The organism is Stenotrophomonas sp. YJH_SMC_20 (assembly GCF_059367845.1).
On the sequence record NZ_JCAFRG010000003.1, the window covers coordinates 331,695 to 353,787 of the forward strand.

The following is a 22,093-nucleotide window of genomic DNA, read 5'->3' on the forward strand; positions in this document are numbered from 1 at the left end:
TGGATCCGAAGATCCCCACGCACCGCCCGCCAGAAAGGCCGACGGATTGCCCGCCGGCACCGGTTAAGGGCGGTGCCGGCGGGCAAGCGCAAACTACAGACGCGTACATCAATGCGGGTTTGCAGACCCGGCCACCCGTTATCGGTGGCACGTCATGGTGTTTACGCCGCCGCTCCGAATGCCAATAGAAATTCGCGAAGGAATCGCGGAATCCGAGAGCGAAGAACTATTGTTGCACGCGCCATTCGTGCAGCACGCGACGCCAGCAGACGCATTCGCGCATCCGCTCTGCTGATAGCGAATCAACGTGGCGCAATCGCCCACGCCACAAGCGAATAGCGCGACAGCCTGCTTTGCAACAGTTCTTAGTCCGGCTCGCCAAGTAACGGCGCGCGATCAGCCGCACGGCCCGGAAAGCGGTTCAAACCCGACATCGCCAGCGCGCCTCGCGGCCTCAACAAGTGCGATCCTCAGCCGCATTCCCCACCAGCAACTCAATCATCGCCCGCGCCGCCGCAGACTGCCGCCGATGCGGCGCATAGATCACCGAGAACGGCCGCGATCTTCCCCGCAGCTGCGGCAGCACTTCCACCAGCTGCCCACGCAGCAACCGCTCGCGCACGATGAACGCATAGCTCTGGCAGATACCGATGCCCTGTTCGGCCAGCGACACCACGCCCAGCACATCGTCGGAGGTTTCGATGGACGAACGCGGCAGCCAGTCCACGTCGCGCCCGTGGTCGCGGAAGATCCACGGCGCCAGCCGCCCAGTACGCGGCATCACGAAGGGCAGGCACAGGTGGTGCTGCAGGTCGTCCAGCGTCTGTGGCGTGCCGCGGCGTTTCAGATAATCGGGTGCGGCCACCAGCAACAGTGGCGCGTCTTCCAGCTTTCTCCCCACCAGCCCGCTGTCCGGCAGCTGGCCCAGGCGGATGGCCAGGTCGAAGCCTTCGGCCACCAGGTCCACGTTGCGGTTGGTGATGTTCAGTTCCACCTTCACCTGCGGGTACTGCTGCGCAAAGCGCGCCAGCACGGGCGGCAGCCGGTAGTGGCCATAGGTGGTGGGCACGCTCAGGCGCACGCGGCCGGCCAGCGCACCGTCCTGGGCCAGTACGTCGCGCTCGGCGTCGTCCAGCAGGCCGAAGGCCGTGCGCACCTGTTCCAGATAGAGCCGCCCGGCGTCGGTCAGGCCCACGCGGCGGGTGGTCCGCTGCAGTAGCTGCCGGCCCAGTCGCGCTTCCAGGCGGGTGACCGCGCGGCTCAGCACCGAGGGCGTGGTGGACAGCGCCACCGCGCCCGCCGTGAACGAGCCGTGCTCGACCACCGCCAGGAACACTTCCACATCGCCCAGGTAGTCGAACTTACGGCTCATTTGGCTCTCCGGGGAACAGATGTTTTGCGATGAGGCCAATTTATCGCCGCTGGGGCGATGAATAAAGTGGCGGCCATTCCCCGATAGGAGCTCCCCATGAACCTGATGACCCGGCTGGCCGCAGCGCTGGCCCTGACCCTGGCCGCCAGCGGCGCGCACGCCGCCAACGTGCTGGTGGTGCTGTCCGACGAAAACCACCTGGACCTGAAGGACGGCAAGGTGCTGTCCACCGGCTTCTACCTCAACGAGCTGATGCAGCCGGTGAAGCTGCTGCTGGACGCGGGCCACGCGGTGACCTTCGCCACGCCGCAGGGGCGGGCGCCGACGGTGGATGCGTCCTCGGTGACGGCGGCGTACTTCGGCAACGATGCGGCGCAGCTGACGCTGCACAAGGAACTGCTGGAGAAGCTGGCGCTGACCTCGCCGACGGCCTCGCCGGTGGTCAGCCTGGCGCGCATCGAGCAGCAGGGTTACGCGCGTTTCGATGCGGTCTACATTCCCGGTGGCCACGCACCGATGCAGGACCTGCTGAAAAGCCCGGCGCTGGGCCGGCTGCTGGCCGACTTCCACCAGCGCAACAAGACTACCGCGCTGGTCTGCCACGGGCCGATCGCGCTGCTGTCCACGCTACCGGATGCTGCGGGTTTCGTGGCAAAGCTGGAGGCGGGCGCGATGCCGGCCACGCCGAAGTGGATCTACAGCGGCTACCAGATGACGGTGATCAGCAACCAGGAAGAAGAGCAGGCCAAGCCGCTGCTGGGCGGCGGTGAGATGAAGTTCTACCCGCAGACTGCGTTGCAGCGGGCGGGTGCGAATTTCAGCAGCAACACCACGCCGTGGACCGGGCATGTGGTGGTGGACCGCGAGCTGATTACCGGGCAGAACCCGGCTTCGGCGCTGGAGGTGGGGCAGCGGCTGGTGGAGCGGTTGAAGTAAGGCGGGGCTCTGCATCGCGTGTGGTGCCGTGGCACCATGGTGGACTGGCCTCATCCTTCTGGGCGGGGCCGGTTTTCCACGGAAGCTCTAGAACACGACATGCGAACGTCTTTTTTCATTCTCTCCGCCTTGTGCCTTGGCTTGCTGTCCGGCTGTGCCAGTGGCCCGGAGGAGCACGCCTCAAGCCGCGAAATCACCGGCGCATTCGTGGCCGACGACGGCCAGCTGTACCTGTTGCCGCGCTATGACGAGCCGATGCGCTTCAATGCCGCGCCGTTTCGCGAGTACCGTGCGCTGATGGACAGCCCGCTGCGCGAGGCGGTGGCCTGCGCGCAGATGTACTTCCATGAAGACTGGCGCGACCCGGCCAACAAGGCCAAGGTGCACGGCAGCTATGCGCTGCTGCTGCGGCCGGAGCAGGTGACGGCGGAACAGGCCGCGCAGTTCAAGCTGGAGCGGATTGAGGTCCCCCCGCGTGAGGCCAGGGCCGTGGAGGAGCGGGCGCGCTACTACCTGCCGATGGACCGGACCCGCTACGCGCTGGCGTTTGATCGCGCCTGCAATCTTTCACGGAAGGGCGGCAGCTATTACAGCGCGCTGTTCGAGGGCGACGGCGAGCAGGTGCAGTTGCCGGAGGCTGCGGCACTGGCGGAGAAGGGGAAGCTGGCACAGCCGATCAATGCGCGGGCGCAGCGGATCCTGCCGGAGAGGGAGGACAAGCCGGGTGTGGGGTCGGCGGCTGGCAAAGTGCTGGGCGCGGCGTTGATCCCTGTGGCGGTTCCGGTGTTTGTGTTGAGCCTACCGTTTTTGGGGCCGGATCATTGGAAGTGATGGGGCGCTGAGGGAGAGCATTCACGCATGGCGTGGATCTACTTGGGCATCGCCTGAACGTTCATCCTGGAGATCTGTATGCCCAGCACGCTGGAAACTGTTTTGAAGACAGTAGGCTTCATTGTCCTCGCGGCACTTCCGTTGGTGATCCTCTGGTTCACCCTTCGGCGAATGTCAGCAACTGCTCGCTCGTCCGTGAAATCGGGGCTGCATTTGCATGCCCCGCGCCGGATCTCCGGAACATCCATGACCTTGGTGATGGTGGATGGCAAAGAGGATCGCGAGCACTACTTCTTTGATGCGGCGTCCTTTTACCTGCGGCGTGGGCCGGTGCCCACGGCGGTTCCGCTCTCGCAGATCACCTCAGTCACACGAACGTCCGACGTCATCTATTCGCGCTATGTCTGGCAGGTGTGCTTCAGCAGAGCATCGGGTAGAAAGTGCGTGACGTTCACCAACAACCTGTCGCTGTTCAACCGCGACTTCCTGCTCTTTCTGGAGGCGGTGCGGAAGGCCAATCCGCTGGCGACCGTTGATCGGGCCGGTCTGTTCTTTTGATTGTGCGGCGATAGCAGTGGCACCGATTGGCAAACAGAGGGGCCAGGAGAGCGGGTTGTTGTGAATTATTTCGAACGTGTTTCACCCACTCAGCCCATGCTGGCGGCGCGGATCTGGATATCCTGCTGCACGCGCTGATCTTCCAGCTGCTGCTCAAGCTGGTTGGCGATGGCGCGCTGCTGCGCTTCGCGGCTGACGGCGTCGAACTGCTGCATGGATTCTTCAACCGTGGTCTGCGCAGCCAGTTCGGTCGGCATCGCTGCGCGCTGGTGGCCGGGATCGCTGGGCTCGCCTTGGACCACGAACAGGGTGTGACCGGCCGGTTTGTCTGCGGTGGCGTTGCTCAGCAGTACGTGGTCGACGCGGTCCAGGTCGTTGTCCTTGGCCAGTACCAGCAGGCTGGCGGTCATGCGCTCGCTGGCTTCGTCGAAGGTGCGACCGTGTTTGGCGTCCAGCGCCGCTACGCCTTCGCGCACCTGTTGGTAGAGCGCATGATCGGGATGCTCGGGCTTGGTAGGCAGCAGGGGCGCGGGCGGCGCTTCGGGTTCCTGGATCGTTGCGCTTGAGGGTGATGCCGCCGGTGCCTCCACGGGTGGTGGCGTGTAGGGAGGCTCGTGCTGCGAGACTTGGGTCGCCGCGTCTGTCATCAGCGCGGGCGTAGCTGGCTCGGCTGCTGCGAGGGTGACTGGAACGTCTGACTCCGGCTGGATCGGCGCCGACTTCGCTTCGGCTTCGTGGAGGCGGGCAGTAGCCGGCACGGCTTCAGCCACTTCGGTCTGGATTGACGGGGCCGGGGAGTGTGGGTCAGTTGCAACGGGCTCCTGCGCGGGAGCCGGGTACCCGATATCCGGCGTCGGTAGCACACTCACTTCTGGCTGCGCGGGAGATCGCTCAGCGGAGGGAATCCCGGGTGACGGCACAGGAGCTGCCGGCATCGTGTGCGCAGGAGGGTTTGCCTCGGCATGCGCTTGTCGCTCGCTTGACTCATCCCGCGCAGGTTGCGTTGCGGAGGCAGCGATCGGCTCCTGTTGGGATACTTCGCGGCGAGCCGGTTCCCGCACGGGTTCCGCAGGATTCGATGGCGTCGGCACTGCAGGCGTAGGAGCGCGATGCTCCTGTAACAAGGGTGATGTGCTGGGCGCCAGTGCAGCATGCTCAACGGTGCGCGTATCGATCACGGCTTGTGGCGTCAGGCGTTCTTCGGCGTGCTCGCCGCGAACCTCAGCCACAGCAGCGGCGGCCACCTGCTGCACCTGCGGTGCAGCGACGCCAAGTCGATTGGCTTCCTGCATGGCCTGGTCGCGGGCATCGCGCTCGTTGGCGGTCAATGCCTCGATACTGCGTTCGTGGGCGCTGGGTACGGGCGCCTCCATCTGTTGGATGGCCCGGATCTGCGGGTAGGTACTGTTCAACTCGTCGCGGATGTTGCCCTCGGCCAGCGAATCGTAGATCCAACCGTCATGCAGCCACTCACCATCGCCCTGATGCTGATAGGTGCGTCCGTCGGAGGCGAGTACGTGATCGGGATGCTCACGGGCCCAGATCACTTCATCAGGAATAGCTCCGTACTGGGACCAGCCCTGTGCGGTGTAGGCCTCCTCATACTGCTTGGCAAAGGCCGCCGAGCTGCGGGCGGCATTGAAGGCCATGATGCCCTGTGCAGCTTCATCAAGCTGGGCAGCCTTGGTGGCGTCGGCTACTTCGACCGTGGTGTTTTTGATGCCGTGCTCGAGGACCTGATGGACGACCTCGCGCCGCCATTCGCCGGTCTCCGGGTTGCGCTCCCAGGAGCGCGGAAGGGCGCTGGGTGTATCGCTGGCGTCGCCGGCAATGCTGAAGGGATTGATCGGTTGATCAGGCTCGGACAGCCGCAGCCCGACGGCCCGGCTTGAGGCCTGGTAGTTCAGTTGCTGGGTCAATTCGGCGTCGGCCGTGAGCAGCGTGGTCGCGCCGTAGATCGGGCGATCGGCCAGGGTACCGACGGTGCCTACGATCTCCCGCTCGCTGTGTGTCCAGCCATTCTCGGGATGCGCCGGGTCAAACGTCCAGACCCTACCGGTGCTGTCGGCCTGATTGTTGATCTGGTACTTCTCGATCCAATCGACGATCTCACTGCCACCCCAGGCGCCTAACCCGCCACCGATGATGCCGGTAACAATGGCGCCGGGGCCGGACTCGATGCCCAGCAGCGTACCGACCTTGGCGCCCACTGCCGCGCCGGTCCAACCGCCGACGCTGCGTGCTCCGAAGTCCAACAGCGCGGCTTCTGCGCCCGTCCGGTTGTCGCGCGCGTATAGGTCGGCAATCCTTGTTCCTTCCGTGGCGGCTTCAACGACCGTGGCTGTGGCGCCACCGATGACGGCGCCCCGCACCATGTTTGGGCGCACGCGGATGGTGTGGTCGATGCCGCGTGCTTCCTGGATGTTGGGCGTAATGCCTTCAACAACCTTGAGCGTTGCGCGCTCATCGAGAACGGCTGCCGCTGTTGGTGGGCTGACCTTTGTGTTGTGGGGCAGGGTATCCCCAAGCTCGGCGTGCCAGCGGCCTTGTGCGCGCCAGTCATCGCGCAGTGTCTGGGTGATTCGCGGGTCATTCAGCCGAGCTTCGCGTTCCGCTTCCAGGGCTGTGCCGGGTAGGCGGGTATCGCTATGGCTGTCGTAGACCTGAGCGCCTTTGCGTCCGTAGAGTCGAATTTGGATGCCTGTCTCGGCCTGAACCTTGTCCAGATTTCCGGGTAGGGCATCGTAAACGTGTTTGCGCACGTCTTCCGGGACGTAGCGGCCGAAGCCATAGTTGTCCAGAGAGTTGGAAAAGCGTGCATCCACGCCAAGTTCGCTTTCCAGCCGATGCGCGACGACGCCTCGAATCTCCACTTCGTAGCCTTTGGCCTGAAGATCCTTGATCAGCGTGATCGCACTATCACCATTGCCTAGCGTCGTGTCGAGGATGAGGTTCCTACGACCCTTGCTCCCGCACGCAGTTCTTTCGCCCAGTGACTGGCGTCCTCGTGGGTGTGCCCGGCCCAAGTGTACGGGTACCGCTCATACAGTCGCTCTACGTCTGGATACGCGTCGCGTAGTTCGTCGGGATCCACGACAACTACATTCCCGCCAAGTTCCGCTCTGCTGATGTCCTTCAGCGTGCCCTTTCCTGCGCCTGGTTGCCCTGCGAGGAGGATGGCCTTTGGTGTTGTCTGTGAGGTGTGGTGACTCAAGCCACTCTCGGGAATGATCGTTTCCCGAAGAACCCGCTGATGCACGTCTGCCGGCAACTGACCATCCTTGGAGGCCATTAGCTTTACTCCATACTGGCGTCAAAGTGGGCACGCAGCTCGCTGAGATTCGCTAGGCCAATGTTGCTGGACCTGGCAAATGACATCACTCGTTCCTTTTCTTTGGCTCGTTCGATCGCTTGCGGATCGCCTGATGCCACAGCGGCGTCAATTTCAGCGCGCGCTTCAATCTTGAAGGCGCTAAGACAGTCCTCCAACTCCCAGACTGCGGCCTCGAAGGGTGGGGTGGACTTGATTCTTCTATTCTTTATCGAATTGAGAGCCTTCTGCAGTTGCTGGATATGATCCGGATAGTCCTTGAGCAATTCAAGGAGCTTTGCCGGTACCGGGGGAAGGGGCTGAGGCATGGCTTTCACCTATCTGGCGATTTGATGCGTTCTCACGAGTATCTGCACTTGCAGTGGCAAGTTCAATGCTGCCCACGGCAGGTCGGCTATCGTCTCCCGGCTGGCCAGCTGGAATCCCGTCTTGGGGTGATCCTGGCGCTGGCCCCATTCATGCCGCTCTTGGGACTACTTTCTCTCCTGGCAGTCGGCGTTTCAGCGCTGGCCGGCCACCACAAGACTATTCACGTGCCTCGGTCTTTGGCCAAGAAGTAGCCCGCCAGATCGCTGACGTTCAGCATGCTGGCTCGGGAATCTCAAATTCGACGGTACGGATCAATTCTCCTTCACCTTGGTCATGTCTACTCCGCAAGAATGAAGGCATGAGGCATCAGCTGGCTTGTAATTTGGTCCAAACGGCTTTCCGGAAGGATGACATCAGAGATGCGGACGAAATGACTTGCGGGGCTCAATTGCAGATGCGGCTCCAACTAGCGCCGCTTCTCCGATTCCTTGAAATAATCGCGAAGTTCATGGAGACCTTTCATTCCGCCATTGCCGGATCGCGCTCGGAACATCAGCTTGAATTTGCCGTCGGTCGCTGAAATCAATTCAGCATCACCTGATGCCTTAGCTGCCGTCAGCTCAGCCTGGGCGTCATTGATAAAGCTGTCGAGACAATCCTCGAGCTTCCACACTGCATCCTCAAACGGCGGTAAAGACCCCGTGCTTCTGGTGTTGACGGAAATGAGCGCTTCCCGCAGCCTCTCGATAAGCTCCGGATAGTCCTTGAGCATTTCCCGGAGGTTCGCCGGGACAGGAGGGGAAGCAAAAGCCATGACTATCACCCTTTCGGCAGACCCATGCGGATTCAAGAGTATCCGCATATTCCCTGGCGGGTCCAATATCATTTGCGACATCAGGCGGAGTGCCCGAGCGGCCTCCGTCCTTGGGATCATCGAGTTGAGGCTACGTTGAGGGAGAGCATCCACGCGTGGCGTGGATCTACTGGAGTCGCGGCAGTCACGTGTGGCGTGGATCTGCGGGGCTAAACTGGTTGCCTGTACTTGATGGAAGCTCGCCCATGTTCAGTGGAAAGGTTGCGGTGGTCACCGGCTCCACCAGCGGTATCGGTCTTGGCATCGCCACGGCGCTGGCACGGCAGGGCGCGGACATCGTGCTGAATGGCTTCGGCGATGCGGCGGAAATCGAGCGCATCCTTTCCGCATTGGAATCCAAGTTCGGGGTACGGGTGGCGCATGACGGCGCCGACCTGTCCCATGGCGAGGCAGTGCGCGGATTGATCGACCACGCCGTCGCGACGATGGGGCGCATCGACATCCTGGTGAACAATGCCGGCATCCAGCACACCGCGTCGATCGAGGAATTCCCGGTAGATAAGTGGGACGCAATCCTGGCGCTGAACCTGTCGGCGGTGTTCCATGGAACGGCGGCGGCGTTGCCGCACATGAAGCAGCAGGGCGCCGGCCGCATCATCAACATCGCGTCGGTGCACGGGTTGGTAGGCTCGGTGAACAAGTCGGCCTATGTGGCGGCCAAGCATGGCGTGGTGGGGTTCACCAAGGTAACCGCGCTGGAGAATGCGGGCGCGGGCATCACCGCCAATGCGATCTGTCCGGGCTGGGTGCGGACGGCGCTGGTCGAGCAGCAGATCACCGCGTTGGCCGAGCGCGAGGGCACGGATCAGGAGTCGGCCGCGCGTGCGCTGCTGGCTGAGAAGCAGCCGTCGTTGCAGTTCGTGACGCCCGATCAGCTGGGCGAGATGGTGGTGTTCCTGGCCTCGGACGCTGCGGCGCAGATCACCGGCACGGCGCTGCCGGTGGATGGGGGCTGGACGGCGCGCTAGCTGGCCGGCTGCGCCTTACGCTGCAGCATCGGCAGTGCCACCAGTGTGGCGAGGAGGGTGAACAGCACCAGCGACGAGCCGACCGTACCGAAGCCCAGGCCACCCTTCTCCAGCGGCTTGGTGAGCAGGTCGCCGAAGGTGGCGCCGAACGGGCGGGTGAGCATGAAGGCGATCCAGAACAGGATGACCCGGTTGATGCCCTTGATGCGGCTGGCCAATGCGGTGAGCGCGATGAGGCTGCCGATCAGCAGTGCGCCGCCGGTGAAGCCCAGCCCGGAATCGTCGGCCAGGAAATCACCCAGCGCGGTGCCGAGCGTGTTGGAGAGCAGCACGGCGGTCCAGTAGAAGCCTTCAGCGCGGCGCGATGCGATGTTGCTGACCGAGATCGACTTTTCCGATAACCGCGAGGCCAGCAACACCAGTGCCAGGCAACCGGCCAGCAGGCTGGCGCCGGTGTCATAGCCCAGGCCGAGCGTGCGGTTGATCAGGTGCGACAGGGTGGTGCCGGCGGTGCTGGTGGCCAGCGCTACCGACCAGAACAGTACCGGGTGGAAGCGCCGTGCCGACAGCTGCAGAGCAAGCAGGCCGGCGAAGATCGCCAGCAGGATGGCCGAGCTGGCCACGTAGCCCAGGTTGAGTGTCATCGACAGCAGGTCGCCGGCGGTCTCGCCGAGCGTGGTGGCGGCGATCTTCATCACCCAGAAGCCGAGGGTGACCGCCGCCACTTTGCTGTGCAGGGAATCTGCGTCTGAAGCGCGCATCGAACGTCGCCAAGGATGTCTGTGGGCGATGCTGTGGCGGGCGGCGTCGGAGCACGGTCGGAACCGGGTTCGGCGAAGCTGGGCGGGGGGCGGCGTTCAGCCGGCGCTGGTCAGTCGATATCATAGGCAATCGCGTAAGCGATTGATCCGCACAGAATCACCGCTTCAGGAGTCAAGGATGTCCGACGTATCGCTAAGGTCCAGCATAATTGTTGCAGTTGTCTCTTCCGTACTCAGCTCTGTCCTGACTCTAGGGGGCGGTCTGATGCTGCAATCGTACATATCAGAGAAGAGCGAAGCTGAAAGGTTCGCCGAAGGCGCCCAGCTTACCTTCCAGGAAACGGTAGTTCTCCTCAATGAAGGCTACTTGGCCTTGAAGCAGCTGCAATGGGCGACGGACGGAAAGGGATGGGAGGAAGTGAAAGACGGTCCTTGGCTGAATTACATGGAGTTCAACCGCCAATGGAATCAGAAGTTGATTGCACACTACTTTAAGATTGAGCGGTACTTTGGGACTGGTGCAGCAAAGAAGCTGGTTGATCTCAGTAGGCCGGCTGGGTCAAATGTGCTGGCGGCCGATGCCGAAAGCTATAGCTTCAAGGATCATGCGGGTGCGATCGAGTACTCCATACGGCGCGCCACGATAAGCACGATGGTCTTCGACAAGGAAAGCGGAAGGAATCTGCAAGCTGAGTTAATTGATCATCTTGAAGATAATCGTAAGTATAGAGAGGAAATGTCGGATCTGATGGGGGCGTACCAGAAGAACGTGGTTAACTACAGCCGAGGATTGGATAGAACTCTCGATCAGTTAGGTGTCAAACGCGTTGTGGACAACGCGCATCAGTAGGCGTGGCGGGCGGACCACCAACGGAAGGAACGTTTTTGCTCGCTCAACTCGGCTTAGCAAACACATCCAGCCCCTTGCCCGTCTCCAGCAGCGACTTCAGGCTGGACAGCACGATCGGCCAGCCCTGGCGGATGCCGGTATCCATGCCACTGCCGGGTTCCAGCTCCTCGTGGGTAACGGTCAGCCGCACCATGTCCTGGTAGGGCACGATGTCGAAGGTCACCCGGCTGTAGGCGTCCGGGTTGTCGGCCTGCGAGGTGGCGGCCCAGGTGATGACCAGCCGCGAGGGCGGGGTACTTTCCACCACCTCGCCGACCAGCTCGACCGAGCGCGTTTCGTTGGCGCGCACATGCTGCCAGCGCGAGCCGGGCTTCCAGTCCGAGATGTTCTCGTGGCCCCAGTAACGGCGGGCGATCTCGGGGCGGGTGATGGCCTCGAACACCTTCTGTGGCGTGGAGGCGATGTAGATCACGTGGATGAAGCGGGTGGACTCTGCGGACATCGTCATTCTCCTTCCAGTTCGCGTTTCAGGTCATGCAGCAGGCTCAGGCGCTGCTGCTCGAACTTGCGTACCCAGCGCTCATAGACTTCATGCAGTGGCACCGGGTTGATGAAGTGCAGCTTCTCGCGGCCACGGCGCACGGTGCTGATCAAATTGGCGTCTTCCAGCAGGCCCAGGTGCTGGGTGACCGATTGCCGGGCCATGTCCAGGTGCTCGCCCAGCTGGCCCAGCGTCTGGCCGTTGTCTTCGCAGAGCAGGTCCAGCAGCGTCCGGCGCGTGGGGTCGGCCAAGGCCTTGAACACCTTGTCTGCATTCATGCGGGGCGTCTTCAGTTCCAGTTGTCGATCCTGACGTCGCGGGGGTTGGGCTGGCCCTTGCCGGTTTCAAGCAGGGCTTTGAGGCTCATCAGGAACACCGCCCACTTGGTGCTGCAGTGGGAGGTGAACTCGACGCGTTCCTTCCAGCCTTCGTGGGTGAACAGCACGATGCAGTAGTCGCCTTCCTGTTTCAGTGCGAAGCGTGCATGCGTGCCGATCCATTCGGCGGGGCCGGCCAGGAACTTCCAGAGCACCAGCTCGCCGGGAATGAGCTGTTCCAGCAGCATTTCCATGGCGCCGATTTCCTGGCCGTTGTTCGTGAAGCGCACCCTGACCGTGCTGCCGACGTTGCGGTCGCCGTGGGTGTCTTCAGCCCACCAGGCCGCCACGCCTTCGGGGGTGGCCAGGGTCTGGTACACCTGGCTTACGGGGGCCTTGATGCCGACCCGGTGTGCGATATCCACCATTGCAGGTCCTCGCATGGGCCGGCAGGTGCCGCCCTTGAGTGGACTATATGCAGGTAACTACCTGCATGTCAAAGCCGGCCACGGACGCCCGGATGCGATAGTGCCGGCCGCTGGCCGGCATCCCGGTGGAGTTGGGTGCGTGCAGTTGCCGGCCTGCGGCCGGCACTACCAGATGCTGCCCACCCGGCCGCGGATAGTTGACAGGGCGTCAACCTACTAGTAGGTTGACGGCATGAAAGAGTCGCTCTCGCCCAAGGCCCAGGAGATCCTGGCCCATGCCCGCTCGCTGCTGGAGGCCGGTGGCTACAACGGCTTCAGCTACGCCGACGTGTCCGCGCGGGTGAACATCAGCAAGGCCAGCATCCATCACCACTTCCCCAGCAAGGCGGACCTGGTGCGCACGGTGGTTGAACTGTACCGGGCCGAGGCGCGCGAAGGCTTGGCGCTGCTGGACCGGCAGCTGGACGACCCGCTGCGGGAGCTCAACGCCTATGTGGACTACTGGTCGAGCTGTATTGCCGGTGGCACGTCTTCGTTCTGCATCTGCGCGATGCTGGCGGCAGAGGCGCCGATGATCCCTGCGGAGATTGCCGAAGAAGTACGCGGGCATTTCGATGATTTGAGTGGCTGGTTGGCGCTCACGTTGGAAAAGGGCGCGGCGCTGGGTCAACTGCGCCTGCAGGGTTCGGTGGCCGATGAGGCCAAGGCGTTCATGTCATCGGTGCATGGCGCGATGCTGGCCGCGCGCGGTTTCGGCGATGCGGCGACGTTTGCTGCGCTGGCACGGCTGGCCATCGCGCGGGTGAGCGCGGCTGCCTGATTGATGTGTGCTGGGCCTGCGGCAACGTAGGCCTTTTCTTTGATTCAGAAGTCTACCTACTAGTAGGTTCAATCAACCCTTGGAGATGTTCCATGTCGCACTCGCTGTCCACGCTGGGCGTGATCCACACGGCAGTCAGCCTTGTACCGGTGTTCGCCGGCCTGTATGCCTTCATTCGCCATCGCGCGATCGACCCCGCGACACGCTCCGGCAAGCTGTACCTGCTTGGGCTGGTGCTGTCGGTGGCAACGTCGTTCACCGTCTCCAGTACGGGCGGGATCAACCCGGGCCACGCATTCGGAGTGATCGTGCTGCTGGTGGCGTTCGGCGGCGTGCTGGCGGCCCGGCTGCGCTGGCTGGGTGGCGCCGCACCTTACGTGTCGACATTTGCGCTGTCTTTCAGCTTCCTGCTGTCGCTGGTGCCGGGCGTGAATGAAACGCTGACACGGTTGCCGGCAGCGCATCCGATTGCTGCGGCGCCGATGGCGCCGGTGGTGCTGCACACGCTGCTGGGATTGGCTGCGGTGTTTGTGCTGGGCTTTGCCGCGCAGTGCTGGCGCATGCGGTCTCAACCGGTTCGCAGGCGCCCTTGAGCAGAGGCACCTCAGTCCCGCACCGCCATTTCAGCCAGCAACGACTGCGGTTCGATCAGCGCAGCCGAACGTGTGGAATCCACCCGAACATGCCGGCTGCAGAAGTTGAACACCCGACCCTCGGCAGGCGCGGATACGTCTGGCGTTGCGTCCGGCGTCTCGATCTCCAGCACTTCATCCACCGCCAGCGCCAGGGTTGCGCTACCGGCGTTGATCAAGAGCAAGGCAGGGCTGCCGCCACCGAATGCCGGTTGACCGCTGAGCCTGCGCAGGTCGGCTACCGGCAACGGCTGCCCCCGTACCTCCAGGGTCCGCCGGCCCTGATGATCTGCGGGGCCGAAGGTCTCAGGGCCGCGTATTTCCACGGCAGCCTGGACGTCGATCGCGAACAGGGCCGTGCCTGCACGAAGGACGACGACCTCGAACAACTCGGCGGGCGAGGCACGTGTTTGCGTTGAAGGTTGAGCGGGTACAGGCATGCTGTGGATCTGGCAGGAACGATGGGTAACGCGGCTTGAATGATGACGTCTGCAGGGAGCACGCGGCCGCGTGGGACTACGCGCGCAAGGCGGCGGTTCAGCTGGATCCGACGGGCGCATGCTGCGCACTGAGCGGGCCGATGCGCGGAAAGTGCGGACGCAGCAGGCCGACGAGCTGATCCATGCCCGGAACGGAATGGCCAAATTCGTCCCATCGCGCATTGACCAGGCCGGACACCATGATCTGCCCGGTGTCGATGCGGGTCATGGCCCAGTACGGAACCGCGCGCGCGCTGATGGCCATGTCCAGTACCGGCACGACGGCAGCATGCGATCGGCTGTCCTGGATGCGGCGCTTGACCGCTTCCAGCCCGTCGGGCGGACCTTCGATGTACTGGAAAAACCGCTGACCGTCGACGAGCAGCGCTCCGGTAACGTCCACGCGACGGTTGAACGTGGCAGAGCAGGAGACGATCTGCCGGAGGATTTCATCGGAAAGCCCAGCCGACATGTGGCTGGAGTAGGCAAATGCGTGGAGCATGGAAGGGGCTTCTTGTGACGCCCGTCACTATACGTGGGGCGCCGTAGCCTGCCGTGAGCCTTTCCTCACGCATCACCTGGGAGTGATGCGTTGGATCAGCAGCCCACCAGCCGATCCGCGCCAATTCCGCCGCGATGCTGGCTGCGGTATTCGGTAGGACTGGCGTCCACCTGGCCGCGGAAGTGCCGGCGGAACGACTCCTGCGAACCAAAGCCGGCCTGCTCGGCAATCCACTGCAGCGGCCGATCAGTGGTTTCCAGCAGCTCGCGGGCGAATGCCACGCGCTCGCGGATCAGCCAGTCGATGGGTGACAGGCCGGTGGCTTCCAGGAACTGCCGCTGCAGGGTGCGCTGGCTGAGCGCGGCCTGCTCGGCAAGACTGCCCAGCGAGTGCGGCTCGCGCAGGTTGCGGCGCATCCATTCCATCAGTTTTGCCAGACGCGAGGGCTCGCCATGGGGAATGGCGCGGCTGACGCGCTGGCTGCGCCCGGCATCACGCCATGGCGCCAGTACCAGCCGCTCGGCCACCAGGTTGGCCACGCGCGCGCCGTAGTCCTTGCGCACCATGTGCAGCATCATGTCCATGCCGGTGGCCGAGCCGGCCGAGGTGATGATGCTGCCGGTATCGACGTACAGCACGTCCTCGCGCACATCGATGCGTGGGAAGTCGCGCGCCAGCGCTTCGGTGAGGCGCCAGTGGGTTGTGGCCGGGCGGCCATCGAGCAGCCCGGCCCACGCCAGCACGAAGGCACCGGAGCAGATCGAAGCGATGCGCGCGCCACGGCCGTGGGCACGGATGAGTGCATCAAGCAGCGCCTGTGGCGGGCGCTCGCTGGGCTCGCGCCAACCGGGAATGACGATGATGTCGGCATCATCAACTGTGCTGAGGTCGTAGGGAAGCTGCACCTGCGTTCCGCCAAGCATGCGCAGCGCACCGGGTTCACCCGCGCACAGCTGGGTGCGATACCAGGCCACGCCGAGCTCGGGTCTTATCGGCGCGAACAGGCCCACCGCACAGCCGAATTCGAACAGCCCCTGGCCGTGGCAGGCGACGATGGCAACGAGCGGCGCAGCGGGGTCGGCGGGTGGGCTGGGCATGGCTTGATGCTACGGGTGCAGATGCATGGCGCTGAGTGGTGCGCGGGCATGAGGTGATGCCGGCGAGGCATATGGAGCGGTCGCTCCCCTCTTGTAGGGCCGAGCCCACGCTCGGCTCAATACCGGCAGGGGGATGCATCTGACGCCGTCGCGAGGAGCAGCCGAGCGTGGGCTCGGCTCTACAGGCAGCCGCGCACCGTTGCGGCTGCCTAACCTCATTACCAGCAGTCATGTGGCTGGCCGGATATGACGGTTGGGTGACGCGATCGCGCCTGTCGCGGTGGGTGAACAGGCCCTTGAATGGAAGCGTGTTTCCGGCCCACCCCCACGAGCCCCCATGCCTGCCGCCCACGCCCCTGTCCTGAGCACTCTCGCTGTCCTGATCACAGCCATCCTCGCCGCTTCGCCCAGCCTTGCGGCTGAAGCCGATGCGGATCCTGCTGCCGCCGCCGCGACGGCCAACGTGGCAGCGTCCACGCTGGATGCAGTGGTGGTGACCGGTTCGCGCACCAGCACGCGCACGGTGAAGAACAGCTCCACGCCCATCGATGTGATCTCTGCCGAGGACCTTGCCGCTACCGGGCAGGGCAACCTGCTGGAAGCGTTGCAGCGTGCGCTGCCGTCGCTGAGCCAGATCGGTGGCTACCAGAGCGACCAGGAAAGCCTGATCCGTGGCTACCAGCTGCGCAACCTGTCGCCGGGCTACACGCTGGTGCTGGTGAACGGCAAGCGTCGCAATGCCAGCGCCTATGTGAGCGGCGCCAACGGCGGCGGCTTCCCCGGCCATGCCTGGGCCGATCTGGCGCTGATTCCGGTCTCGGCCATCGACCATGTGGAGGTGCTGCGCGACGGTGCATCGGCCATCTATGGTTCGGACGCGATCACCGGTGTGGTCAACGTGATCCTGAAGTCGCAGGCGCACGGTGGCGAGCTCGCCGTGGAAAGCGGGCAGAGCATCGACGGTGATGGATCGCGAACCAGCGTGCGTGCCAACGTGGGCCTGCCGTGGGGTGCCGATGGCTTCGTCAACCTGTCCGGCGAGACCACGCGGCAGCACCACGCGATCCGTACCCGCCGTTACATCGATGGCTACCTGAGCTATCCGGCGGTGGACGCCAACGGCAACCTGGTCGCACTGCGCCCGAACAACCGGTTGCCGGCCGGCGCATCACTGAACCCGGCCGAAGCCAGCCGCAATGCCGAGGCCAACACCATCCTCAGTTCGCCATCGTATGCGCTGAAGGCCTTCGCGGTGAACGTGGGCCATGGCCTGGGCGAAAGCGCGCAGTTCTACGCTAACGCTACGGCCAGTGACCGCACCGCGCAGGCGATCCAGAACTTCCGTCTGCCGGCGACCATCTTCACCACTTACAAGGCTCCAGGCGTGCTGAGCGTGTTTCCCGATGGCTTCCTGCCGGTGCTGGAAACCAAGGAGAAGCAGTACACCGGCACCGCGGGCGTGAAAGGCCAGATCGCAGGCTGGGACTACGACGCCAGCCTTACCGGCAACCGCAGCACGGTGCGCACCTATACGCGCAACTCGGTGAACTACTCGCTGCCATACCCCGGTTCGCCTACCGACTTCTACGACGGCAAGCTGGACTACCAGCAGGGTATCGCCAACCTCGACCTGCGCCGTGGCTTCGAGGTGGCTGCGTTCGCCTCGCCGCTGGAAGTGAGCGCAGGTGCCGAGTACCAGCACGAACAGTACGAACGTGGGGCGGGGCAGTGGGAGTCGTATACCGGCTTTGGTGCTGCGGCCTTCGTCGGCTATTCCACTGCGGACGCGGTGAAGGCTACCCGCAACAGCAAGGCGGTCTATGTGGGCGCGGCCAGCAACATCACCTCGCGCTGGTATCTGGATGCGGCCGCGCGCTGGGAAGATCACTCCGACTTCGGCAGTGTCTCCACCGGCCGCCTGACCACGCGCTTCGACTTCACCGACGCGCTGGGCGTGCGTGCCACGGTCAGCAACGGTTTCCACGCGCCCAGCCTGGGCGCGCAGTACTACCAGGCCACCGGCAGCTGCCCGTGCGGCACCACGCTGGTGGCGCAGGTGTCTTCGCCGGCGGCGGTTGCGCTGGGTGCCACGCCGCTGAAGCCCGAGAAAGCCACCAACTACAGCCTGGGCGTGACCTGGGACCCGAGCCCGGCGTTCCACCTGGCCGTGGATGCCTACCAGATCGACATCCGTGGCCAGCTCGGCCAGTCCAGCCAGATCGGCTACAACGCGCAGGATCCAGCGCGCATCACCGACAACAGCGGCACGGTGCTGACTGCGGCGCAGAAGAACACCATCGATGCGCTGCTGGGTTCGGCCGGCATCAGCATCCTGCCGGGTGATGCGTTCTATGCCAGCTACTTCACCAACGTGGGCAATACCCGCACACGCGGTGTCGAGCTGACCCTGGAGGCCAACCAAGAAACCGTGTGGGGCAAGCTGCGCTGGAGCTATGCGGCCAACGTGGGGCGCACCACCATCCAGAAGGTCAGCGACATTCCGGCGGCGCTGCAGGGGCTGCCGAACATCAACCTGTTGACCAAGAGCAGCGAGTACGCGCTGCGCTTCCGTACGCCCAGCTACACGCAGGTGGCGGGGTTGGGCTGGCAGAACGGGCGCTGGCGCTCGAACGTCGACTTCACCTACTACGGCCCGATCAAGCGCCTGAACAACGGCGTGGAGTACAAACAGCCGCCTGTGCTGGTGACCAATCTCTCCGGTGGCGTGGAACTGGGTGCGGGCTGGAGTGCGGCGCTGGGCATCAACAACGTGTTCGACAAGCGCACCCGCAAGGTGCCGGAGTACGCGCGCAGTGCCACCGATGTGGCGAGCATCGAGACGACCTGGGATTCGGGCGACGTGCTGAGCCGCATCGGGGCGTTCTGGTACGGGCGGATCAATTACCGGTTCTGATCTGGAGCAGTCGAGCATGGCTCGACTCCACAAAGGCGAAAGCAGCCGAGCATGGCTCGGTTCTACACAAGGCGAAAGGCGGCCGGCGGCAGTTCGGCATCATCGAGGAGCAGTTCATGTCTTCTGCATTGAGGGTGGTTGCAGTGGTGGGGTCGCCGACCAGTTCGGCGACGTCGCGCACGTTGCTGCTGGTGCGGCACCTGCTGGCGTCGCTGCAGCAGCGGGTGCATGCCAGCGTGGAGCTGGTGGAGCTGGCACCGATCGCGCGTTCGCTGGGGCAGTCGTTGTCGCGCGACGAAGTGGAGCCCGCCGTGGAGCAGGCGCTGCAGACGATCGAGGCGGCCGGGCTGCTGGTAGTGGCTGCGCCGGTCTATCGGGGATCGTATCCGGGACTGTTCAAGCACCTGGTCGACTTCATCGGGCTGGAAGCGCTGGTGGATACGCCGGTACTGCTGGCAGCGACCGGCGGCAGCGAGCGCCATGCGCTGGTGATCGACCACCAGCTGCGGCCATTGTTCAGCTTCCTGCAGGCGCACACGCTGCCGATCGGGGTGTATGCCACGCCTGCCGACTTCGATGGCGAGCAGATCAACAGTGCAGCCTTGCAGGCGCGCATCGCACTGGCGGCCGAGCGCGCGGCAGGGCATCTGGCTTCGCAGGCGCTGGCGGTACCGGCGCCGCTGCGAAGGATCGCCTGACGGCATAACCGGCGGCGCTTTGCTTATGGCCAAGGCGCATCTGCATGGCCGGATCTGACCGCCGATTGTCGCCTGGCATCGCCGTGCCGACCGCCGTCATCTCTAGCATCGATATCGAAGCGGCATCGCATTGCCGCCCCCCGATGAGGACGACCCCGTGAGTCTGGACGCAACCGACAAGCCCATCCTGTTCCTGCTCGACCGTGAGTTCGAGGACGGACAGATTCCCGGCCAGCGCTTCTTCTGCCGGCACAGCCTGTTGCTGGAAGGTGCGCTGTCGAGCATCGACGGCCTGGACGCGCAGCTGGACGTGCGCCGCATCGGTTTCGCACGGCCGCGCCGGGAGGTGATCGCCGAGATCGGCGAGCAGGACCAGTCGCTGCCGAAGCTGGTGCTGCCGCAGGGCGTGCGCAGTGACCTCGCGAGTGGCGTGCACCAGGACCGCCAGTACATCTCCGGTGCCGAGCCGATCCTGGCCGCGCTGAACGGGTTGCTCGGCATCCCCGTGGCCCATCCCTGAGCGAGGACGCGACCATGAGCTATCAGATCAGCGTGTTGGACAAGAGCCCGGTGGCCGAAGGCGCCTCGCCGGAGCAGGCGCTGCGCAACAGCCTGCAGCTGGCGCAGCGCGCCGAACAGCTGGGCTATCACCGCTACTGGTTTGCCGAGCACCATGCCGCGCCGACGTTGGCGAGTCCCGCACCGGAGGTGCTTGCGGCGTGGGTGCTGGCGCAGACCCGGCGCATCCGTATCGGCAGCGGCGGGGTGATGCTGCGCCACTACGCGCCGTACAAGGTGGCGGAGAACTTCAACCTGCTGGCGGCGTTGGCGCCGGGGCGCGTGGATCTGGGGGTGGGCAAGGCGCCCGGTGGCCTGCCAGCATCGACCGCCGCGCTGGCGGCCGGGCGCCCGGCATTCGCCGATTTCGACCAGCAGCTACGCGACCTGGAGGGCTATCTGTCCGGTGCCGCGACCGAGGCGCTGGCGCGCCCGATTCCACAGCAGGCGCCGGAGCGCTTCCTGCTCGGTGCCAGCCCGCAGAGTGCAGGGCAGGCGGCCGAGCTCGGCTGGCGCTTCGTGTACGCCGCGCACTTCGATGGCGACCCGAAACATATCGAGGCTGCGTTCGACGCTTACCGCAGCGTCGCCTCGCAGCCGCCGTTGCTCGCCACGGTGGCCTTCGCCGCACCGACTGCCGAAGCAGCCGCACGCCATATCGGCGCGCTGCGCGTCTACAAGCTGTATCTTGGCCCGGGGCAGACGGTGAACCTGCCCAGCCCCGAGGCGGCTGCCGAGTATGCACGCCAGGTAGGTGTGGCGGACTTCCGCATCGAGGAAACACGGCCAAGCGTGCTGTCCGGCGATGCGCAACAGGTACGCGGCGAACTGGATGCGCTGCACCGACGCTTCGGCGTGGGTGAATTCATCCTCGACGCGCCGGTGGCCGACTTCGACGCACGCCTGACATCCCTCGAACTGCTGTCGCCCGCGCCGCGCGCGGCGGTGGCCTGACCTGCAGGAGCGATTCCCATGAGCACCACCCCGCGCCACATTCCGTTCGGCATCATGCTGCAGGGCCCCGGCAGCCACATGCATGCCTGGAAGCATCCGTCCAATCCGGCCGATGCCAGCGTCAACCTGCAGTTCTACATCGACATTGCGCGCACCGCCGAGGACAACGGCATTGCCTTCGGCTTCGTGGCCGATGGCCTGTACATCAACGAGAAGTCGATCCCGCACTTCCTCAACCGCTTCGAGCCGATCTCGCTGCTCTCGGCGCTGGCCACGGCAACGAAGAAGATCGGCCTGGCCGGCACGCTGTCGACCTCGTACAGCGACCCGTTCACTGTCGCCCGCCAGTTCGCTTCGCTGGATCTGCTCAGTGGCGGCCGCGCCGGCTGGAACGTGGTGACCTCGCCACTGGAGGGTTCGGGCCGCAACTACGGCCGGCCGCACCCGGAGCATGCGCTGCGCTACCAGATCGCCGACGAATATCTGGAGGTGGTGCAGGGGCTGTGGGATTCGTGGGATGACGACGCCTTCGTGCGCGAGCGCGACAGCGGCACGTTCTTTACGCCTGAGAAGTTCCGCCGGCTCGACCACAAAGGCCGCTTCTTCCAGGTGGAAGGCCCGCTCAACATCCAGCGCTCGCCACAGGGCCAGCCGGTAATCTTCCAGGCCGGTTCGTCTGACGATGGCATCGCGCTGGCCGGCAAGTACGCCGATGCGGTGTTCACCCATTCGCCGTCGCTGGAAGAAACCCGTGCATTCACCCAGAAAGTGAAGAACTCGGCGATCGCGCACGGCCGCAGCGGCAATGACGTGAAGATCTTCCCGGGCATCGGCCCCATCGTCGGCCGCACCGCCGAGGAGGCCGAGGCCAAGTACCAGGCGATTGCCGCACTGGCCACGCTGGAGGATGCACTGGCGTACCTGGGGCGCTTCTTCGATCACCACGACTTCAGCCAGTACGACCCGGATGCACCGTTCCCGGAGCTGGGTGACATCGGCAGCAATTCGTTCCGTTCCACCACCGACCGCATCAAGCAGGATGCGCGTGAGAAGGGCCTGAGCCTGCGCCAGGTGGCGTTGGAAGCGGTGAGCCCGCGACCAAACTTCATCGGCACGCCGGAGCACGTGGCCGATGAGCTGATCCGCTGGTTCGATGCCGGTGCCAGCGATGGCTTCATTCTCGGCTTCGCCGCACAACGCGAAGGCCTGGACGATTTCGTGACCCAGGTGCTGCCGATCCTGCAGGCGCGCGGCTACCACCAGCGCGAGCTGGAAGGACAGACCCTGCGCGAGCATCTGGGTCTGCCGTACAAGGCCAGCCGCTATTCGACCGACGCCGAACCGGCGCGGAAGGTGGGGTAGG

Annotated in this window: 23 protein-coding genes and 1 pseudogene; 12 read left to right on the forward strand and 12 right to left on the reverse strand. The window is 64.5% G+C overall.

Annotated elements, in window-relative coordinates:
- Nucleotides 1-454 precede the first annotated feature (454 nt).
- Complete coding sequence (locus AC5P6A_RS07560; RefSeq protein ID WP_346714740.1) at nucleotides 455-1,372, reverse strand: LysR family transcriptional regulator; 918 nt, start codon at nucleotides 1,370-1,372, stop codon at nucleotides 455-457.
- A 96-nt stretch (nucleotides 1,373-1,468) separates the two neighbouring features.
- Between AC5P6A_RS07560 and AC5P6A_RS07565 the strand changes: the two genes are divergently transcribed.
- From AC5P6A_RS07565 to AC5P6A_RS07575, 3 genes are all read left to right on the forward strand, one after another.
- Nucleotides 1,469-2,308: a type 1 glutamine amidotransferase domain-containing protein gene (locus AC5P6A_RS07565; RefSeq protein WP_346714741.1), complete on the forward strand. Its 840-nt coding sequence runs from the start codon at nucleotides 1,469-1,471 to the stop codon at nucleotides 2,306-2,308.
- Nucleotides 2,309-2,407: 99 nt separating this feature from the next.
- Entirely contained in the window at nucleotides 2,408-3,139 is a 732-nt protein-coding gene (locus AC5P6A_RS07570; protein WP_332329822.1) for a hypothetical protein, read from the forward strand.
- 78 nt (nucleotides 3,140-3,217) lie between these two features.
- Nucleotides 3,218-3,697, forward strand: coding sequence for a hypothetical protein (locus AC5P6A_RS07575; RefSeq protein ID WP_021202903.1), 480 nt, complete (start codon nucleotides 3,218-3,220; stop codon nucleotides 3,695-3,697).
- 89 nt (nucleotides 3,698-3,786) lie between these two features.
- On the opposite strand, the gene AC5P6A_RS07580 is transcribed toward AC5P6A_RS07575, so the two are convergent.
- The 4 genes and pseudogenes from AC5P6A_RS07580 to AC5P6A_RS07595 all read right to left on the reverse strand — a co-directional run bounded on the left by AC5P6A_RS07580 (nucleotide 3,787) and on the right by AC5P6A_RS07595 (nucleotide 8,151).
- Nucleotides 3,787-6,072 (reverse strand): XVIPCD domain-containing protein, encoded by a 2,286-nt coding sequence (locus AC5P6A_RS07580; protein WP_495222295.1) that lies wholly within the window; start codon nucleotides 6,070-6,072, stop codon nucleotides 3,787-3,789.
- Between the two features lie 330 nt (nucleotides 6,073-6,402).
- A pseudogene (locus AC5P6A_RS07585) lies at nucleotides 6,403-6,989 on the reverse strand (zeta toxin family protein); the annotation flags it as partial.
- Nucleotides 6,990-6,994: 5 nt separating this feature from the next.
- Nucleotides 6,995-7,336 (reverse strand): hypothetical protein, encoded by a 342-nt coding sequence (locus AC5P6A_RS07590; protein WP_021202901.1) that lies wholly within the window; start codon nucleotides 7,334-7,336, stop codon nucleotides 6,995-6,997.
- A 467-nt stretch (nucleotides 7,337-7,803) separates the two neighbouring features.
- Complete coding sequence (locus AC5P6A_RS07595) at nucleotides 7,804-8,151, reverse strand: hypothetical protein (RefSeq protein WP_227852190.1); 348 nt, start codon at nucleotides 8,149-8,151, stop codon at nucleotides 7,804-7,806.
- 245 nt (nucleotides 8,152-8,396) lie between these two features.
- Between AC5P6A_RS07595 and AC5P6A_RS07600 the strand changes: the two genes are divergently transcribed.
- Nucleotides 8,397-9,179 (forward strand): 3-hydroxybutyrate dehydrogenase, encoded by a 783-nt coding sequence (locus AC5P6A_RS07600; RefSeq protein WP_495222270.1) that lies wholly within the window; start codon nucleotides 8,397-8,399, stop codon nucleotides 9,177-9,179.
- On the opposite strand, the gene AC5P6A_RS07605 is transcribed toward AC5P6A_RS07600, so the two are convergent.
- Entirely contained in the window at nucleotides 9,176-9,940 is a 765-nt protein-coding gene (locus AC5P6A_RS07605) for a COG4705 family protein (protein WP_495222271.1), read from the reverse strand. The two genes, AC5P6A_RS07600 and AC5P6A_RS07605, sit on opposite strands and share 4 nt — an antisense overlap.
- Before the next feature lie 178 nt (nucleotides 9,941-10,118).
- Between AC5P6A_RS07605 and AC5P6A_RS07610 the strand changes: the two genes are divergently transcribed.
- The gene (locus tag AC5P6A_RS07610) at nucleotides 10,119-10,790 is read left to right on the forward strand and encodes a hypothetical protein (RefSeq protein ID WP_495222272.1); all 672 of its coding nucleotides are present in this window, start codon (nucleotides 10,119-10,121) and stop codon (nucleotides 10,788-10,790) included.
- Between the two features lie 43 nt (nucleotides 10,791-10,833).
- On the opposite strand, the gene AC5P6A_RS07615 is transcribed toward AC5P6A_RS07610, so the two are convergent.
- The 3 genes from AC5P6A_RS07615 to AC5P6A_RS07625 are packed head-to-tail and all read right to left on the reverse strand — an operon-like array spanning nucleotide 10,834 to nucleotide 12,076.
- Nucleotides 10,834-11,292 (reverse strand): SRPBCC family protein, encoded by a 459-nt coding sequence (locus AC5P6A_RS07615; protein WP_180877269.1) that lies wholly within the window; start codon nucleotides 11,290-11,292, stop codon nucleotides 10,834-10,836.
- Between the two features lie 2 nt (nucleotides 11,293-11,294).
- The gene (locus AC5P6A_RS07620) at nucleotides 11,295-11,609 is read right to left on the reverse strand and encodes an ArsR/SmtB family transcription factor (protein WP_495222273.1); all 315 of its coding nucleotides are present in this window, start codon (nucleotides 11,607-11,609) and stop codon (nucleotides 11,295-11,297) included.
- Nucleotides 11,610-11,620: 11 nt separating this feature from the next.
- Nucleotides 11,621-12,076, reverse strand: coding sequence for an SRPBCC family protein (locus AC5P6A_RS07625; protein ID WP_346474556.1), 456 nt, complete (start codon nucleotides 12,074-12,076; stop codon nucleotides 11,621-11,623).
- Between the two features lie 232 nt (nucleotides 12,077-12,308).
- Here AC5P6A_RS07625 and AC5P6A_RS07630 point away from each other — a divergent pair, with 232 nt between their 5' ends.
- Nucleotides 12,309-12,896, forward strand: a complete 588-nt coding sequence (locus tag AC5P6A_RS07630) for a TetR/AcrR family transcriptional regulator (protein WP_111098751.1) — start codon at nucleotides 12,309-12,311, stop codon at nucleotides 12,894-12,896.
- Between the two features lie 92 nt (nucleotides 12,897-12,988).
- Entirely contained in the window at nucleotides 12,989-13,489 is a 501-nt protein-coding gene (locus tag AC5P6A_RS07635) for a hypothetical protein (RefSeq protein WP_111103098.1), read from the forward strand.
- 11 nt (nucleotides 13,490-13,500) lie between these two features.
- On the opposite strand, the gene AC5P6A_RS07640 is transcribed toward AC5P6A_RS07635, so the two are convergent.
- The 3 genes from AC5P6A_RS07640 to ftrA form a co-directional block, all read right to left on the reverse strand.
- Nucleotides 13,501-13,968 (reverse strand): chemotaxis protein CheW, encoded by a 468-nt coding sequence (locus AC5P6A_RS07640; RefSeq protein ID WP_180877267.1) that lies wholly within the window; start codon nucleotides 13,966-13,968, stop codon nucleotides 13,501-13,503.
- 97 nt (nucleotides 13,969-14,065) lie between these two features.
- A complete protein-coding gene (locus tag AC5P6A_RS07645; protein WP_180877266.1) occupies nucleotides 14,066-14,509 on the reverse strand; it encodes a BLUF domain-containing protein in 444 nt (147 codons plus the stop codon).
- Between the two features lie 95 nt (nucleotides 14,510-14,604).
- Entirely contained in the window at nucleotides 14,605-15,606 is a 1,002-nt protein-coding gene (gene ftrA / locus AC5P6A_RS07650) for a transcriptional regulator FtrA (RefSeq protein ID WP_329859260.1), read from the reverse strand.
- 337 nt (nucleotides 15,607-15,943) lie between these two features.
- Here ftrA and AC5P6A_RS07655 point away from each other — a divergent pair, with 337 nt between their 5' ends.
- From AC5P6A_RS07655 to AC5P6A_RS07675, 5 genes are all read left to right on the forward strand, one after another.
- Entirely contained in the window at nucleotides 15,944-18,520 is a 2,577-nt protein-coding gene (locus AC5P6A_RS07655) for a TonB-dependent receptor plug domain-containing protein (protein WP_495222274.1), read from the forward strand.
- 116 nt (nucleotides 18,521-18,636) lie between these two features.
- Nucleotides 18,637-19,218 carry an FMN reductase gene (gene msuE / locus AC5P6A_RS07660; protein WP_332329786.1) on the forward strand — a complete coding sequence of 194 codons (582 nt, stop codon included), beginning with the start codon at nucleotides 18,637-18,639 and terminating at the stop codon, nucleotides 19,216-19,218.
- A gap of 157 nt (nucleotides 19,219-19,375) precedes the next feature.
- A complete protein-coding gene (locus AC5P6A_RS07665) occupies nucleotides 19,376-19,738 on the forward strand; it encodes a DUF3088 family protein (RefSeq protein ID WP_005409341.1) in 363 nt (120 codons plus the stop codon).
- Nucleotides 19,739-19,752: 14 nt separating this feature from the next.
- Nucleotides 19,753-20,730: an MsnO8 family LLM class oxidoreductase gene (locus AC5P6A_RS07670; protein WP_332329787.1), complete on the forward strand. Its 978-nt coding sequence runs from the start codon at nucleotides 19,753-19,755 to the stop codon at nucleotides 20,728-20,730.
- Between the two features lie 18 nt (nucleotides 20,731-20,748).
- A complete protein-coding gene (locus AC5P6A_RS07675) occupies nucleotides 20,749-22,092 on the forward strand; it encodes an LLM class flavin-dependent oxidoreductase (protein WP_332329788.1) in 1,344 nt (447 codons plus the stop codon).
- The last annotated feature ends 1 nt before the right edge of the window (nucleotide 22,093 follow it).

Bases quoted from the DNA above. Each gene is read 5' to 3' on its own strand.
- AC5P6A_RS07635 (WP_111103098.1), top strand. From the start codon at position 12,989: ATGTCGCACTCGCTGTCCACGCTGGGCGTGATCCACACGGCAGTCAGC.
- AC5P6A_RS07615 (WP_180877269.1), bottom strand. From the start codon at position 11,292: ATGTCCGCAGAGTCCACCCGCTTCATCCACGTGATCTACATCGCCTCC.
- AC5P6A_RS07620 (WP_495222273.1), bottom strand. From the start codon at position 11,609: ATGAATGCAGACAAGGTGTTCAAGGCCTTGGCCGACCCCACGCGCCGG.
- AC5P6A_RS07655 (WP_495222274.1), top strand. From the start codon at position 15,944: ATGCCTGCCGCCCACGCCCCTGTCCTGAGCACTCTCGCTGTCCTGATC.
- AC5P6A_RS07670 (WP_332329787.1), top strand. From the start codon at position 19,753: ATGAGCTATCAGATCAGCGTGTTGGACAAGAGCCCGGTGGCCGAAGGC.
- AC5P6A_RS07600 (WP_495222270.1), top strand. From the start codon at position 8,397: ATGTTCAGTGGAAAGGTTGCGGTGGTCACCGGCTCCACCAGCGGTATC.
- AC5P6A_RS07570 (WP_332329822.1), top strand. From the start codon at position 2,408: ATGCGAACGTCTTTTTTCATTCTCTCCGCCTTGTGCCTTGGCTTGCTG.
- AC5P6A_RS07610 (WP_495222272.1), top strand. From the start codon at position 10,119: ATGTCCGACGTATCGCTAAGGTCCAGCATAATTGTTGCAGTTGTCTCT.
- AC5P6A_RS07630 (WP_111098751.1), top strand. From the start codon at position 12,309: ATGAAAGAGTCGCTCTCGCCCAAGGCCCAGGAGATCCTGGCCCATGCC.
- ftrA (WP_329859260.1), bottom strand. From the start codon at position 15,606: ATGCCCAGCCCACCCGCCGACCCCGCTGCGCCGCTCGTTGCCATCGTC.
- AC5P6A_RS07645 (WP_180877266.1), bottom strand. From the start codon at position 14,509: ATGCTCCACGCATTTGCCTACTCCAGCCACATGTCGGCTGGGCTTTCC.
- AC5P6A_RS07640 (WP_180877267.1), bottom strand. From the start codon at position 13,968: ATGCCTGTACCCGCTCAACCTTCAACGCAAACACGTGCCTCGCCCGCC.
- AC5P6A_RS07625 (WP_346474556.1), bottom strand. From the start codon at position 12,076: ATGGTGGATATCGCACACCGGGTCGGCATCAAGGCCCCCGTAAGCCAG.
- msuE (WP_332329786.1), top strand. From the start codon at position 18,637: ATGTCTTCTGCATTGAGGGTGGTTGCAGTGGTGGGGTCGCCGACCAGT.
- AC5P6A_RS07595 (WP_227852190.1), bottom strand. From the start codon at position 8,151: ATGGCTTTTGCTTCCCCTCCTGTCCCGGCGAACCTCCGGGAAATGCTC.
- AC5P6A_RS07560 (WP_346714740.1), bottom strand. From the start codon at position 1,372: ATGAGCCGTAAGTTCGACTACCTGGGCGATGTGGAAGTGTTCCTGGCG.
- AC5P6A_RS07580 (WP_495222295.1), bottom strand. From the start codon at position 6,072: ATGGTGCGGGGCGCCGTCATCGGTGGCGCCACAGCCACGGTCGTTGAA.
- AC5P6A_RS07605 (WP_495222271.1), bottom strand. From the start codon at position 9,940: ATGCGCGCTTCAGACGCAGATTCCCTGCACAGCAAAGTGGCGGCGGTC.
- AC5P6A_RS07575 (WP_021202903.1), top strand. From the start codon at position 3,218: ATGCCCAGCACGCTGGAAACTGTTTTGAAGACAGTAGGCTTCATTGTC.
- AC5P6A_RS07675 (WP_332329788.1), top strand. From the start codon at position 20,749: ATGAGCACCACCCCGCGCCACATTCCGTTCGGCATCATGCTGCAGGGC.
- AC5P6A_RS07565 (WP_346714741.1), top strand. From the start codon at position 1,469: ATGAACCTGATGACCCGGCTGGCCGCAGCGCTGGCCCTGACCCTGGCC.
- AC5P6A_RS07590 (WP_021202901.1), bottom strand. From the start codon at position 7,336: ATGCCTCAGCCCCTTCCCCCGGTACCGGCAAAGCTCCTTGAATTGCTC.